The organism is Mucilaginibacter paludis DSM 18603 (genome assembly GCF_000166195.2).
Taxonomy (GTDB): domain Bacteria; phylum Bacteroidota; class Bacteroidia; order Sphingobacteriales; family Sphingobacteriaceae; genus Mucilaginibacter; species Mucilaginibacter paludis.
This window is the reverse complement of record NZ_CM001403.1, coordinates 1928473-1942817: the sequence shown is the minus strand read 5'-3', so window position 1 is coordinate 1942817 and position 14345 is coordinate 1928473. Positions and strand designations below refer to the sequence as shown.

The following is a 14345-nucleotide window of genomic DNA, read 5'->3' as shown; positions in this document are numbered from 1 at the left end:
AGCTTAAGGTATACCGTAAAGTTAATCATAAAGCAGTTAATTTCGGTTGTGTATCCTCTCTGTAAATAAAAAAACCCCAACTTTAAGTTGAGGTTTACTATTAATATTTTATTTAATACTATTTTTTGTCCTTAGCATACAGGTCGTTAAGGCCTTTAACCACATCAGCGGTTACATCTAAGCTTGGATCGCCAAATAAAACGGTTGGGTTAGCTTTCGAGTAGGTTAAAACCAGTTTGTAGCCTTTTTCTTTGGCATATTGCTTGGCATAGTCAGCAATTTTATCATAAAGTTTGCTTTGCTCGGAGGCCGATTCGTTTTGGAACTGAGCGGTGGCATTTTGCTGATAAGATTGCAATTCCTGTTGTTTACGTTGCAGGCGTTGCTCTGTAGACGCACGCTGATCGGCACTCATGGTATTAGCGCTTTTTTGATATTCCATCGCTTCACGCTGAAAAGCCTGTCCTTTTGAAGCCAGGTCGCTTTGGGCCGATTTGCCTTTTTCTTGCAGCCTGTTGTTCATATCCTTTGCGTATTCATATTTATTCAATAATGAATCGGAGTTAACATATACTATTTCAGCTTTTCCCGGAGTTGCTGCAGAGGTAGTGGCAGCAGCCGGTTTACTGTCGGTTTTGGTTTGATTGCATGCCGCAACTGTAACAACAATAGCAACGGCTAAGGTTGTTTTAATTAAAGTAGAAACTGAAGTTTTCATTATTGAACTTAAAAAAATTTTGACAAAGATAAACTTTCGGTGCAAGTATCCTAATGTTTTGAAAATAGCCTTGCAGCCGGAGCTAATTTAACACCAAATTGTGTAACCCGCTGCTTATTATCAAAATATTGAGTGTGCTTTTTAAATAATGTATTCATCTACTATTTTGATAAACTAATACAATATTCACTTTCAAACCTGTTTAAGATCATTTTTTTGGCGTTGCTCCTGAGCTACTTTTGGCATAAACTAATATTAAATGCCGGATAAGCCGAAAAACAAGCAAACAAAGGAATTAGGAGCCACCTTACTGGAAGTGGCCATGATCCTGATGGCATCGGGCGCGAGTACAGGAAGGATCAGAAATACCATTAACCGGATTTCTGCTCCATTTAATTGTACCGCACATATGCTGATATCACAAAGAACAATTATGCTCAGTATTTACAGTGATGCTAACGAGTTTGTGTTCAGCAGCCTGAAACGGACGCCGCTTCATGGCATCAATTTTAATCTCATCTCTGGCATAAGCCAAATGAGTTGGCTTGTTGCTGATGAAAAATGGGAGGTTGAGCAAATCAATAATGAGCTTGACCGGCTTTGCGCCCAGGCGCATTATCCGCGGTTGGTTATCTTGTTATTAACAGGCCTGGCAGGCGCAGCTTTTTGCAGGTTGGCAACCGGAAGCGCGTTGGATATGGTTGTTGTTTTTTTTGCTACCGTAGCGGGCATGTTTATCAGACAGGAAGCTACGCGGTTAAAATTTAATCCGTATGCCTGTATCTATTTTGCATCGCTTACGGCATCAATTATGGCCGGGGCGCTTGTTAAATTTGATCCGCTAACCAAGCACGAATTTGCATTTGCAACCTCGGTATTGTTTTTAATACCCGGCGTGCCGCTAATCAACGCTTTCTCGGACATGATTGCGGGTAACCTGCAGAACGGTTTAATCAGGGGGCTGCATGGTTTTATTATCTCGTTTTCTATTGCTTTGGGTTTGTTAACTTCTATGGCTATTTACCAATTTTAGATGGAGTGGTTACTGATATCCGAAAAAGGCTTTTGGTTTGGCTGTGCCGCCATCGGCTTCGCAGTGCTTTTTAATGTACCCCGCAGAACGCTGCCTTCTATTTTTATCCTCGGTGCCCTGGGTGGGCTTACCAAAGTGATTTTGGTACACTTTGGCGCTAACGTTATTGTGAGTACGTTTTTGGGCGCAATGCTTATTGGTTTTCTTAGTATTTATTTTGCGCATTACAAACACGCCCCGCAACCCATATTTGCTATTCCGGCTGTTATACCGATGGTTCCGGGAGTTTTTGCCTACCGGATGATGCTCGGTCTAATTAGTTTGGCCGGCGATAATAACCCGGCAACTTATGGGCCCGTATTAGCCGAAACCATGCACAACGGCTTAAAGGTGATGTTTATATTAATGAGTTTGGCCACTGGTGTTGGCATCCCTATGCTGATTACACGCAAAGAGTCGGCTAAGGATATCCGGTTCGGTAAAACCAAAAATAAATACCGTAAGTATCGTGTGTCAAATGGATTGCATGCCAGTCCGGAATTAACAGTACAGAGACCGGAGCAGGAGCAGGCTTGGGACTTGCAAATTCCGATAAAGTGACTTTTGACCTGACAGTAGTAATGATCAACAATACCACTCTTGGTGGTCTTTTTGAATAAGTAGAAGGTGTGAAATTTTAGGCAATGTTAATCGGCTTATAGTTATTGATAGTAAGGTAGTGTTATGTTAATCGTGTAATGACGGATAAAGTCTTTTCAGTTTTATTCGCGCATCTTTATTTTCGAACTGCCAGTTAATTTTGCTGTTCTTATTATTTCTGTTGTGTTGCCATGCCGCTACCTCTTCATTGATCTTCAGCATTGTTGAAATATGCCTGTTTAGGCATTGCCCATTCAATACATGCAATTCTATCTCGGCCATATTGAGCCAGCTTCCATGCTTGGGCGTATAAACAAACTCAAACCTATCCCATAGCCTTTTGGCTTCGGCTGGTTCAAATGTCTCGTAAAATGCAGAGGCCGAATGGGTTTTAAAATTGTCCATTACTAAAGTTATTTTTTTCGCTGTCGGGTACCATTCATCTGCTATTCTTTTTACGAATAAAGCCCAGTCCTTTTTGGTTTTAAACGCCGTAATTTCTACAAAGCGCTTGCCCCTCAAAGGCTCGTTGGCCATAAATATATTGACTACCCCATGCCTTATGTACTCGTAATCTACTCTTGCCTCCTGGCCAGGCTTCATGGCTTGAGAGGGCTGCCCTTCTTCTATCAATTGTTTTGGCGACTCATCCATACATACAACCGGAAATTCCTCATCATAAGGTTTTTTGTATACATCCAATACGCGTTCCATATTGGCTACAAATTCGCTGCTTTTTTCCGGTGGTATTACCCAGCCCTTTACTTTCCAAGGCTTAAGTTCGTTTTTTTAAGCACACTTCTTACTGTTACATGCGAAATACTTTCTACATATTCCAACTCTACCATTTTATCGGCGAGTAGCCTTAATGACCATTTAGCAAACCCCTCAGGCGGCTCGCTGCAACACAAGGCAACCAGCTTCGCTTCTACATCGCCATCTGATTTTGTTTCATAAACACGGCTGGTGGGGCGACGATCTAAAACACCTTCAAAACCCTCTTCAATAAACTTTTTCTTCACCCGGTCTATCGTTCGCATCCCTACTTTCAGGACTTTGCTGATCTGTTCATTTGTTATTTTCTCCGCATATTCCCCTTCATCACAATTCAATAGTATATAGGCTGTCCGGAATGTTTGAGAACTATGGGAGCCCTTGTTGATTATCGAGTATAACTCTCCAACCTCCTCTTTTGTAAGTTTTATCGTATAACGTACCATCTGTAATTTGTTTTACAAATATACGCTTTTATACGTCATATTATATTTAACTTAACAGTAGTTGGTTTTTTTCTTTTCCAAGTAGTTTTGGGGCGATTGGGTGCATTTTATTGACCCGGGTGCGCTTGTTTGTTTTCGCGATGTATTTTATCAACAATGGCGATAATATCAGCCTTATTTTGTATTTTTGAAGGTTGTTGATTTAACAAAAACTATGAGCGAAGAAAAAGAAGATAAATCTAATTATTCAGCGGATAACATACAGGTTTTAGAAGGTTTAGAGGCGGTACGTAAACGGCCGTCCATGTATATTGGTGATACAGGTGTAAAAGGTCTGCATCACCTGGTTTATGAGGTTGTTGATAACTCTATCGATGAGGCGCTCGCCGGGCATTGCGATGATATTAAAGTTTTTATTCACAAAGGAAATTCCATTACCGTTATAGATAACGGTCGGGGTATACCTACCGGGATCAATACCAAAGAGCAAAAATCGGCACTCGAAATTGTAATGACGGTGTTGCACGCCGGTGGAAAATTTGATAAGGATACTTATAAGGTATCCGGCGGTCTGCACGGTGTAGGTGTGAGTTGCGTTAACGCGCTATCAACCCACATGAAAACGCTTGTTTACCGTGAAGGTAAAATATTTACGCAGGAGTACGAAAAGGGTAAGCCCATCTTTGAAGTTAAAGAGATTGGCGTGTCTGACCATACCGGTACTACGCAAACCTTTCAGCCCGATCCGGAAATATTTACACTCACTACCGAATATAAGTTCGAAACTTTGGCCAGCCGCTTACGCGAGCTTGCCTTTTTAAATAAAGGTATCCGCTTATCATTAACAGATGAGCGCGAGGTTAAAGAGGATGGTACTTTTGTTTGTGATGAGTTTTATTCGGAAGGTGGCTTACGTGAGTTTGTAAAATACCTGGATGGTACAAGGGTATCCATTATACCCGAGCCAATTTATTTGGACGGTATAAAAAATGGTGTACCGGTTGAACTGGCTTTTCAGTATAATGATACCTATAGCGAAAACGTACACAGCTACGTTAACAATATCAATACCATAGAGGGCGGAACGCACGTTTCCGGTTTCCGCCGTGGTTTAACCCGTACTTTAAAGGCTTATGCTGATAAGGAAGGCTTGCTGAAAAACAACAAGATTGAAATTACCGGCGACGATTTTCGTGAAGGGTTAACGGCCATTATTTCGGTTAAAGTACAAGAGCCGCAGTTTGAGGGTCAAACCAAGAGTAAATTAGGTAACAACGAAGTAATTGGTGCGGTAGACCAGGCTGTTGGCGAAATATTGGGGAACTTTTTAGAAGAAAATCCTAAAGAAGCCAAATTAATAGTTGGTAAAGTATTGATTGCCGCCCAGGCCCGTGCCGCGGCCCGTAAGGCCCGCGAAATGGTTCAGCGTAAAAACGTAATGGGTGGCTCGGGCTTACCGGGTAAACTGGCCGATTGTGCCAATAGCGACCCGGCGGTTTGTGAGCTTTACCTGGTTGAGGGCGACTCGGCGGGTGGTACCGCCAAAATGGGCCGTAACCGCGATTATCAGGCTATATTACCGTTAAGGGGTAAAATTCTGAACGTGGAGAAAGCCATGGAACACAAGATCTACGAGAACGAAGAGATCAAGAACATGTTTACAGCGCTTGGAGTTAGTATAGGCACAGCCGAAGATAACAAAGCCTTGAACCTGGATAAACTACGCTACCACAAAATTGTGATCATGACGGATGCCGACGTGGATGGCTCGCACATTACCACGCTGATCCTCACTTTCTTTTTCCGTTATATGAAAGAATTGGTGGAATACGGTTATGTATATATCGCGTCGCCACCTTTATACCTGGTTAAAAAAGGCAAGGAGCAGGAATACTGCTGGACCGAAGATCAGCGGGAGGCAGCTATCCAACGCTTAAAGGGTGGTGGTAAGGAAGAAAGCGTACATACCCAACGTTATAAAGGTTTGGGTGAGATGAACGCCATCCAGTTATGGGATACAACCATGAATCCCGAAACACGTACCCTGCGCCGCGCCACCATTGATAACGCCGCCGAGTGCGACCATACCTTCTCCATGTTAATGGGTGATGAGGTAGCACCACGACGTGAGTTTATTGAGAAAAATGCCAAATACGCAAGGATAGATATTTAAGTAATCTCTGTTTCTGATATAATCAAAACCCCGCCTAAGCTGCGGGGTTTTTTATTTTAGTTGAAAGCCGTCGCCTGTACGATGATCCTTTTGAGGGGCAGATTCGAGCCACAAACAAAGCATCGTTTTTATAACAGCAAAGTATCCTTACTCACGGCGAAACACACCCCCGCAGCCGCACCGCCGAGCCCGCCCCTCTCAAGAGGGGAGTTGGTAAAAATGTACTCATTATCAATGAGATGTATAAAAAAGCGGCGGCCCAGTGCGATTCCCCTCTTGAGAGGGGCGGAGGGGTGTGTACTATGCGAGCGATAAAGCGCAGATAGATGTGAGTAGATCATCATTTGATAAGCAACAAAATTTTTAACGTAATAGCGTTGGAGAGGGGGCGAAGGGTTGTGTGTCATCACGCGACAAACAGAGCGTATAGCCACATAAGCATCCTACAGCATAGTTGACTCCATCATGACGATGGATTTATTTATTCTTCCAACTTTTGCACTTCATTTCAATTTCATCTGGAAAAATAATTTTGTAACATTAGATATCTCCCGGGGAATAATTAGAATTAAGCCCGGTTAATAAGATGATTGTGGTGATTATTTGTAGGCTAACTGATTAAAATTAAAGCGTGTGAAACTAAAGATATTAATTGTAGCTGTTGTATTTCTGATGGCATGTGTAGCTATCCTGGAGTCTCGTAGAAAAAGTACGGTAACTAACCCGGCTTCAACAAATACCGCTTTGGTAAGTTTATCGGCTTATACAGCGTAGTGTTGTGTCAACAATAAAATGCTGGTTATCGTAAAGTCAAAGTACTCGATAATTAATAAGGAGTTTTGACTCAAGACTCCTGACTAAGTACTCCTGACTAAGTACTCTTGACTTACAGGAGTATATCAGGCTATATCTCTTTATTGGCGATTTTCCTGCTGGCGCGTTCGGTAGCAAAGGAAGCTACAACACAGGTAATCAGTATCAGGATAATCGTTCCGTTGAGAATGTTATCGTCGATGATTTTGGTTTTGTAACCCACCAGGATAATGGCCAGTGTAGCGGCGGCATGCGAGCTACTTAATCCAAATAATAAACCGCGCTGTGTGGCCGAATACTTAAATGTTTGCTGGGTAATGAGCGCGGCAAGCCATTTGCCTGCCAGGGCTACGGTACTTAAACAACAAGCCACGGTAATGGCCTCGGGCCCACGGAAAAGCACCCGAAGGTCAACCAGCATCCCTACGCTGATTAAAAAGAAAGGGATAAATATAGCGTTGCCTACAAATTCTATCCGGTTCATCAGGATGGAGGTATGGGGAATCAGGCGGTTGAGGGCCAACCCGGCCATAAAGGCTCCTATAATAGGTTCAACCCCGGCTAACTGTGAAAGAAAGGCCGAAAAAAACACCACCGACAATACAAAAACATAATGCGATGTTTTCTCGCTTTCGAGCCTGGCGAAAAACCATTTGGCCAGAATGGGTACCACCAGGAACATAACCGCTAAAAAAAGGCTTAACGATATAATTAAGTGCAGCCAAAATTGGGTGGTGAGCCCGCCGTTATTAGCGGCTATAATAATGGCTAAAATAATCAGTACAGCGGTATCGGTTAAAATGGTTCCGCCTACGGCGATGGCAACAGCCTCGTTTTTTGATACCCCGTACTTATTTACAATAGGATAGGCCACCAGCGTATGCGTAGCAAACATAATGGAAACCAAAATGGCTGTAATAAACGGATAACCCAGCAAGTAATAGCAAACGGGCAAGCCGATAAGTATGGGTATAGCAAAGGTTAATAAGCCAAATATGAAGCTTTTATGCCTGCGGTTTCTAAATTCGTCGGGGTCAAGTTCAATACCTGCTATAAACATAATGTACAGCAGGCCTATAGTAGAAAACAATTCAATTGCCGAATTTTTTTGGAGTACATTAAACCCATGCGGACCTATCGCTATCCCTGCCATGATAAAGCCGACAATACCCGGCAATCTGATTTTACCCATCAGGATAGGCGCCAGCAGAATAATGAAAAGTATGAGGGCGAAGATTAATACCGGGTTGGTTACAGGCAATTGAAATTGATGACTGATGATACTCCAGGCGGTGTTATTCATTTAAAAAAAATCGGTGTTACGGCTTACCTGTTTAAACTCAAAACAATTTTTCCATCAACTGTGTCGGCGGGTATAAAGCATGCCCCTGTTATGGTGGTTAGGCCGGACAGGAGCATGCAGGTAATAAGACTATAGAACATTCTTACCTTAATAAAAACTATTTTTGCGTTGCTATCCAGGCATCAATTTTTGTTTCCAATACGCTCAGCGGCATTGAACCATCTTTCAAGATCTGGTTATGGAACTCGGCCACGTTAAATTTGCTTCCTAATTGGTTGGCGGCGCGGGTGCGTAGTTCACGAATTTTCAGCGCACCTATTTTGTAGCCCAGGGCCTGTGCCGGTATGGCCATATAGCGCTCAATTTCGGCAGTGGCACCTTCCTCGCTTATCTGTTCGTTATCGGTCATGTATTTGATGGCTTGTTCGCGCGTCATGCCTTTGGTATGGATAGCCACATCAACTACCAGGCGTATGGCTCGGTGAATTTCATCGCCTAAGGCACCCATATGCTGGTACGGATCGGCAAAAAGGCCAAGTTCTTTACCTAAAGACTCGCAGTACAGCGCCCACCCTTCCACATAAGCGTTATCGCCTCCAAAGCGGCGGAATTTGGGTAGGGAAGTATTTTCCTGTGTTAACGAGATCTGGTAATGGTGACCTGGTATAGCTTCGTGTAAAAAGAGCGATTCCATGCCCGATGTAATGTTAAATTTGGTAGCATCCAATATCGGCACGTAAAATATACCTGGGCGGGTACCGTCGGCACTGCCCTGGTTGTATTCGGCACTTGCCGATGCGGCGCGGAAAGCTTCTGTCTGCCTGATCTCGAAAGGGGTTTTGGGTACATGGCTAAACATTTTTTCAAGGTTGGGTTTCATCCTTTGGTGGATGTTTTCGAAAGCATCAAGCACTTGCTTCGGGGTTTTGTATGGCGTAAACTTCGGGTCGGTTTTCATGTATTCAAAAAACGATTTCAAATCGCCTTTAAAGCCAACCTTGTTTTTGATACTGTCCATCTCTCCGCGAATGCGGGCAACTTCTTTTAAGCCTAACTGATAAATTTCTTCCGGGGTTTTATCGGTAGTAGTTTGTTGTTTCACCAGGTATTTGTACATGCCGGGTCCGTCAGGTATAGCCGAGTAGCCGGATGTTGAACGTGTATGCGGAAGGTATTGGTTTTTAAGATAGTCGGCCAATCCCTTATAAGTTGGTACTACTACGGTCAGGATAGCTTTTTTATAGTCATCGGTTAATCGCTTCTTATCGGCATCTGTAAAACTCTTGGGAAAGTTGGTAACCGGAGTGTAGAACAAGCTTTTTGCAGGATCGCTTACTACCATACTCTCCATCTGCGGAATCATTTTTACAATCAGCGCTTTGGGCATTACGTCGCCAGCCTTGATGCCTTTGCTGAAATTGGCCTTAGCGGTATCAGCCCATAATTGAAAGGCCGATAACCTTTTCAGCCAGTCGTCATAATCTTTTACGGTTTTAAACGGCTGCGCGCTTGTGCCCGAACCATATTGCCCGATGGTAAGGGGTAACGAGAACATTTGGTTAAAGGGCATATACTCAAAATGATATTTATAGCCATCCAATGCAATGTTCATTTCATAAATAAAGATATCGTAGGATAGTTTGTCTTCGTCGTTGAGTTCATCACGTTTAAAAGCTTTGATTTTATCCAGGTAACCTGCATAAAAATCATGCGATTGCTTGATAAAGGCAGCCGAACCATCGTTAGGCAACAGATCGTTGTAGCGGTTATCGCCTATGGAGGTGGCTTCCATGGGGTACAGCTTCAGCCGGTCTTCGTAATAATCATCGAATACTTTGGCTATATCTTTGTTGGCAATGCCAGTTGTTGTTGAGCCGCCGGACTTGGGTTGCTTGCAAGCTGTAAAAGTGCCGGCGAGGCATAAGAGTAAGAGTATTTTGCGCATAGAATGGTCAAGTTATTAGCTGAAACTAATATAAGTACTAATTTTTAAAGAAGTAGTTACTTTCTAAATTAAGAGCACAAACCGATGGTTTGGAATAGGCCGAGTGAAAAAGTTAATAGGATATTAGGGTCAATGTCTCGTTGCCGTAATCGATCACAGCTTTATACTGCATTAAAATATCGCCACCCAATACGCCAAGAACCTGAGGCTGGTTAAGCTGTCCATAAGCATGGTTGATGGTCGACAGATCGAGCACAGCCACTTCGAATGCCGGGATTCGGAGGGTGCCGATCTGCATGTCATGGATAGTTGCGGTAAAGGATGCCATGCTGTTGGTACCCAGCCCGGTTGATAATTTGTCCGACTCTAAAAATTCGGCTTCTTCGTTGGCTTCCTGCAATAGCTCTCTGTCGAATGCGGTTTTTGATGCCCCGGTATCCAGAACCAGGAGGTGGGTTTTGCCAAAAATAAAAACCTCTACTAATGGATGGTAGCCATCGCCTTGCAGTTCAATAATTTTTAATGGGATGGTTGTCATGGTGTGTACAGCGGAAATGCTTATGATCAGAATTTTGTATCGCTATGCTGGCGCTCTCTCCGAGCGTCATTGCGAGGTACGAAGCAATCTCTACGTAGGCAGAGCGGCTTTGAAAGTCTGTCCTGTAAAGCTTAGAGATTGCTTCGTCGTACCTCCTCGCAATGACGATGGGGAAGCTGATTATTGATAAATCATCACACCTCTCCAAGCGTCATTGCGAGGGACGAAGCAATCTCTACATAGGCAGAGCGGTTTTGCAAGTTAGCCCTGTATAGCATAGAGATTGCTTCGTCGTACCTCCTCGCAATGACGATGGGGTAAGAAGCTGATTATTGATAACCCATCACACCTCTCCAAGCGTCATTGCGAGGGACGAAGCAATCTCTACTTAGGCAGAGCGGCTCTGCAGGTTCGCTCTGTATAGCATAGAGATTGCTTCGTCGTACCTCCTCGCAATGACGACGGGAGAAGGATGCTAATTACTAACAATTTGCACCGTGAATACAACTATATAAAATTCGAATCCTTTAAAATCTGATTCATATTCCTTACCGCGTCGGCACTTTTGTTAAACTCGGCTTGTTCGGTTTCACTCAGTTTAAAATCGACTATCTTTTCCCATCCTGATTTTCCTAATACCACGGGCACCACAAGCGAAATATCTTTTTGGCCGTATTCGCCATCTAAGGCAACACCGCACGAGATCAGTTTTTTCTCATCGCGTACAATAGCTTCAACCATAGCAGCGGTTCCGGCACCCGGCGCGTACCATGCTGATGTGCCAATCAGTTTGGTTAAGGTTGCGCCGCCCACCATGGTATCCGCAACAATTTTATCCTGCTGCTCTTTGCTGAGTAATTGAGTAACCGGGATGCTGTTCCAGGTAGCGTGGGCTATCAGGGGGATCATGGTGGTATCGCCGTGGCCACCAATTACAACCGCGTTCAGGTCGGCGGGCGAGCAGCCCAGTTGCTGGCTCAGGTAATATTTAAAACGGGCAGAATCCAAAGCACCGCCCATCCCCAGTATCTTGTTTTTGGGTAAGCCAGAAGTTTTAAGGGTTAAATAGTTCATGGTATCCATCGGGTTGGATACTACGATGATGATGGTATTGGGCGAATATTTTAAAACGTTTTCGGTTACGCTCTTTACAATACCGGCGTTGGTTCCGATGAGTTCTTCGCGGGTCATGCCGGGTTTACGTGGCAAGCCCGATGTAATCACCACTACTTCCGAGTCAGCTGTCGCCGCGTAATCATTAGTCACACCGGTAACCTTGGTATCAAAACCCAGGTAGGAGGCCGTCTGCATCATGTCGATCGCCTTACCTTCGGCAAAACCTTCGCGGATATCTAACAAAATTAGTTCTTCGGCTAACTCCCTGCGGGCAATATTATCAGCGCACGTAGCGCCTACGGCGCCTGCGCCAATTACGGTTATCTTCATCTGGATTATAATTATGGTTGATATTACTTTTCGAAGATAGTTAAACGCATTTTATTTTAAAAGGATATGCAGATTAAGTTTGTGGGTTGGTTATTGGTTGGTAGTTATTAGGTTGTTAAGTTATTAGGTTATTGAGTTATTAGGTTATTAAGTCATTAAGGGTATTAGGTACCCGGCTTTCTCCAAATAACCAATAACCAGTAACCAATAACCCTAAAACGGATACCCGATAGCTAAGTTAAACACCAGGTTGTCGCCGCGCCAGCCTCCATTACCAAAGTCGATTTTGTTAATTACCCAGCGTTGTCCGTCGGGCAACCATGGTTTGCGGAGCGGGAAGCCGAGGTCGGTACGGAGCACTAAAACACTAAGGTCAAAACGTAAACCCAAACCGGCATCTACGGCCATATCATTTAAAAAGTTTTTATTGAAAGCTCCGCCGGGCTGGCCGCCTTGCTGGGTGTTGTTACTGTGTAGCAGCCAAACATTACCGGCATCTAAAAACAGTGCGCCATATACAATGCTGAACAATTTAGGGCGAAATTCTGTGTTGGCTTCAATCTTGATGTCACCCGATTCATCCGGGATAAACCCTGATCCGTTGGTGATGGTTGCATCGGGATAATAGCTGCCCGGCCCCACCGAACGTGCCCTGAAACCGCGTAAGCTATTAGCGCCACCCACAAAAAACTGCTGGCTGTAAGGCATAATGGTAGAGTTGCCATAAGTTAAGCCTGCGCCGCCGATAATACGGCTTGCCCAGGTTATATTGGGGCTTATTTTATGATAATACCTTAATTCGCTTTCCAGCTTAACATATTGGCTATAATTGGTGCCAAATATGGCTTTAGGTTTTCCGGCAAGGGTATCGGCACCCGTTACCAAACCTAAAATATTACCAGATAAGCTGATTTTGCCATTATAATAGTAAGTGTTTCGCTTGTAACTTTCGGTTGTGTTAGTGTAAGTATAGCTATAGCTTGGGCCAAAGGTAAGTTGGTTATCAATTACGTGTTTGAGTGATGGGTTTCGGGTGTGTAATATACTATCGGTATAAATTTTTGTTACGTTGGCCGCGTTGGTATAGCTAAATCCAAAAACCGTTAACTCGTGCTGGATATGAATGTCTTGTTTCCATAAATAAGCGTACGATGCGCTAAAGGTGTTTAAGGTATATAACTTGGTCCGGTTTGTTAAATCATATTCTAACTGGAGCCGGGTATGGGGCAAAAAGCCGTTATTGGTAGTCACGTTAAAAGGAGTGATAAACCGGGGCCAGGTCAGGCTGGTTTGTATACCTGCCTGGTATACGTTATAACCATTGTTTTGACCGCCAAACTGTAGGTCTGTACTCCCTAATAATGATACTGTTAAAAGCTCTGCCCCCTTGAAGGTATTCCGGTTGCGGAAACTTAAGTTAACCTGTGTACCGTTATAATTCGCTGAGGTGGTGCGTACCAGGGTTTCAAACCGTAACGACTTTTTAGGATAAGGCGTGAGGTAGTAAAAAGCATTAAGCTTTAAGGTGTCTTTCGGCGATATATCAAACCGGTTTTTAACATACTTGTATGGGCCTAAATCTATAAAACGGCTCAGTGCCTGGTTATGGTCTGTACGGTTATAAGCTTCGCCTGGATGCAGGGCTATCACATCTTTAAAAACATAAGGGTGGATAGTATTGCGGGGATCGATCACGTAATAATCGTTGTAGTGGACCGCCGAATCCAGCTTAGCCGCCGTATCCCTAAGGGAATAGCGTGGATAGATATAGGTTTTATCCATGGTATAAATATCCCATGCCTTATCAGGTGTTTCTGGTTTAACTATTTCATACAGGTCAACCATGTTTTTGCCTGCATTGGTGCTGTCCACCTCCAGCAGGATATCATCAGGCGAGAAGAAGTAAAAACCTTCTTCCTTTAAACGGGCGTCAATCCTGATCCTTTCGTTCTTAATCACATCCAGGTTATAATTATCGCCCGGCTTGAGGAATGATTTTTTAGATATACCTGTTACCGCCGTATCCAAACTATCGCTATCCCTTGGGAAAACCACTTTGCGTATTTTAAATACGGGCCCGGTTTGGGTATTGTAAACCGCTTGAGCAGTTTTGTTTTTGATGGCGCTATCGGGTGTTACCTGGGCACGAAAATAACCTTTGTTTTGCAAGCGGTTGGTCAACACCTTACCGTTATGATCCAAATCTACCGAACTGAACAATACAGGCGGCTCGCCAAGTTTGTTAATAAAGCGCGAAATGAAATTCTTTTTGCCCTTGCTGATATTGTACAAGTATAATTTAACGCGCAGCCCTAAAATTGAGCCATTGGGTTTTGGCCTTGTTAAATCGGTTAGCTCGGTAGTTAAGGCCTTGGCTTCGCTCTTTTTAGTATCCTTATCGGTAATAATAACTTTAGCGCCAGTGTATAACTTTTCGTTTTTAGGCAAATATTTTATGTTGCTACAGCCGCCTATAATCAAAGTCAACAAAAATAGATAGGGTAGGTGCTTAATCAT

Annotated in this window: 11 protein-coding genes; 4 read left to right on the top strand and 7 right to left on the bottom strand. The window is 43.6% G+C overall.

Going from position 1 to position 14345, the window contains the following annotated elements; all coding sequences use genetic code 11:
• Positions 1–118: 118 nt before the first annotated feature.
• Positions 119–718, bottom strand: coding sequence for an OmpH family outer membrane protein (locus tag MUCPA_RS08190; RefSeq protein ID WP_008505689.1), 600 nt, complete (start codon positions 716–718; stop codon positions 119–121).
• A gap of 259 nt (positions 719–977) precedes the next feature.
• Here MUCPA_RS08190 and MUCPA_RS08185 point away from each other — a divergent pair, with 259 nt between their 5' ends.
• Positions 978–1751: a threonine/serine exporter family protein gene (locus MUCPA_RS08185; protein WP_008505688.1), complete on the top strand. Its 774-nt coding sequence runs from the start codon at positions 978–980 to the stop codon at positions 1749–1751.
• The gene (locus MUCPA_RS08180; RefSeq protein ID WP_008505687.1) at positions 1752–2351 is read left to right on the top strand and encodes a threonine/serine exporter family protein; all 600 of its coding nucleotides are present in this window, start codon (positions 1752–1754) and stop codon (positions 2349–2351) included. It begins immediately after the preceding gene.
• Positions 2352–2477: 126 nt separating this feature from the next.
• Here the strand turns inward: MUCPA_RS08180 and MUCPA_RS37630 are convergent.
• Positions 2478–3610 (bottom strand): IS630 family transposase gene (locus tag MUCPA_RS37630; RefSeq protein WP_233276784.1). Its coding sequence is split into 2 segments (ribosomal slippage): positions 2478–3181 and positions 3181–3610, totalling 1134 coding nucleotides; the frame shifts between segments, so codons are not numbered across the junction.
• A 214-nt stretch (positions 3611–3824) separates the two neighbouring features.
• On the opposite strand from MUCPA_RS37630, the gene gyrB reads away from it, so the two are divergent.
• Both gyrB and MUCPA_RS37625 read left to right on the top strand, forming a co-directional pair.
• A complete protein-coding gene (gene gyrB, locus MUCPA_RS08165; RefSeq protein ID WP_008505684.1) occupies positions 3825–5783 on the top strand; it encodes a DNA topoisomerase (ATP-hydrolyzing) subunit B in 1959 nt (652 codons plus the stop codon).
• A 633-nt stretch (positions 5784–6416) separates the two neighbouring features.
• Positions 6417–6557: a hypothetical protein gene (locus tag MUCPA_RS37625; RefSeq protein ID WP_157543844.1), complete on the top strand. Its 141-nt coding sequence runs from the start codon at positions 6417–6419 to the stop codon at positions 6555–6557.
• Positions 6558–6687: 130 nt separating this feature from the next.
• Here the strand turns inward: MUCPA_RS37625 and MUCPA_RS08160 are convergent, their stop codons facing one another.
• From MUCPA_RS08160 to tamL, 5 genes are all read right to left on the bottom strand, one after another.
• Positions 6688–7899, bottom strand: coding sequence for a cation:proton antiporter (locus MUCPA_RS08160; RefSeq protein WP_008505683.1), 1212 nt, complete (start codon positions 7897–7899; stop codon positions 6688–6690).
• A 157-nt stretch (positions 7900–8056) separates the two neighbouring features.
• Entirely contained in the window at positions 8057–9844 is a 1788-nt protein-coding gene (locus MUCPA_RS08155) for a DUF885 domain-containing protein (RefSeq protein ID WP_008505682.1), read from the bottom strand.
• Positions 9845–9956: 112 nt separating this feature from the next.
• A complete protein-coding gene (locus MUCPA_RS08150; protein ID WP_008505681.1) occupies positions 9957–10382 on the bottom strand; it encodes an aspartyl protease family protein in 426 nt (141 codons plus the stop codon).
• Between the two features lie 507 nt (positions 10383–10889).
• Positions 10890–11828 carry a malate dehydrogenase gene (mdh, locus tag MUCPA_RS08140; RefSeq protein WP_008505680.1) on the bottom strand — a complete coding sequence of 313 codons (939 nt, stop codon included), beginning with the start codon at positions 11826–11828 and terminating at the stop codon, positions 10890–10892.
• A gap of 213 nt (positions 11829–12041) precedes the next feature.
• The gene (tamL, locus tag MUCPA_RS08135) at positions 12042–14345 is read right to left on the bottom strand and encodes a translocation and assembly module lipoprotein TamL (protein WP_008505679.1); all 2304 of its coding nucleotides are present in this window, start codon (positions 14343–14345) and stop codon (positions 12042–12044) included.

Excerpts from the sequence above, each read along its gene's own strand:
- MUCPA_RS08160 (WP_008505683.1), bottom strand. The coding sequence starts at position 7,899 with ATGAATAACACCGCCTGGAGTATCATCAGTCATCAATTTCAATTGCCT.
- tamL (WP_008505679.1), bottom strand. The coding sequence starts at position 14,345 with ATGATTAAGCACCTACCCTATCTATTTTTGTTGACTTTGATTATAGGC.
- gyrB (WP_008505684.1), top strand. The coding sequence starts at position 3,825 with ATGAGCGAAGAAAAAGAAGATAAATCTAATTATTCAGCGGATAACATA.
- mdh (WP_008505680.1), bottom strand. The coding sequence starts at position 11,828 with ATGAAGATAACCGTAATTGGCGCAGGCGCCGTAGGCGCTACGTGCGCT.
- MUCPA_RS08190 (WP_008505689.1), bottom strand. The coding sequence starts at position 718 with ATGAAAACTTCAGTTTCTACTTTAATTAAAACAACCTTAGCCGTTGCT.
- MUCPA_RS08150 (WP_008505681.1), bottom strand. The coding sequence starts at position 10,382 with ATGACAACCATCCCATTAAAAATTATTGAACTGCAAGGCGATGGCTAC.
- MUCPA_RS08180 (WP_008505687.1), top strand. The coding sequence starts at position 1,752 with ATGGAGTGGTTACTGATATCCGAAAAAGGCTTTTGGTTTGGCTGTGCC.
- MUCPA_RS08155 (WP_008505682.1), bottom strand. The coding sequence starts at position 9,844 with ATGCGCAAAATACTCTTACTCTTATGCCTCGCCGGCACTTTTACAGCT.
- MUCPA_RS08185 (WP_008505688.1), top strand. The coding sequence starts at position 978 with ATGCCGGATAAGCCGAAAAACAAGCAAACAAAGGAATTAGGAGCCACC.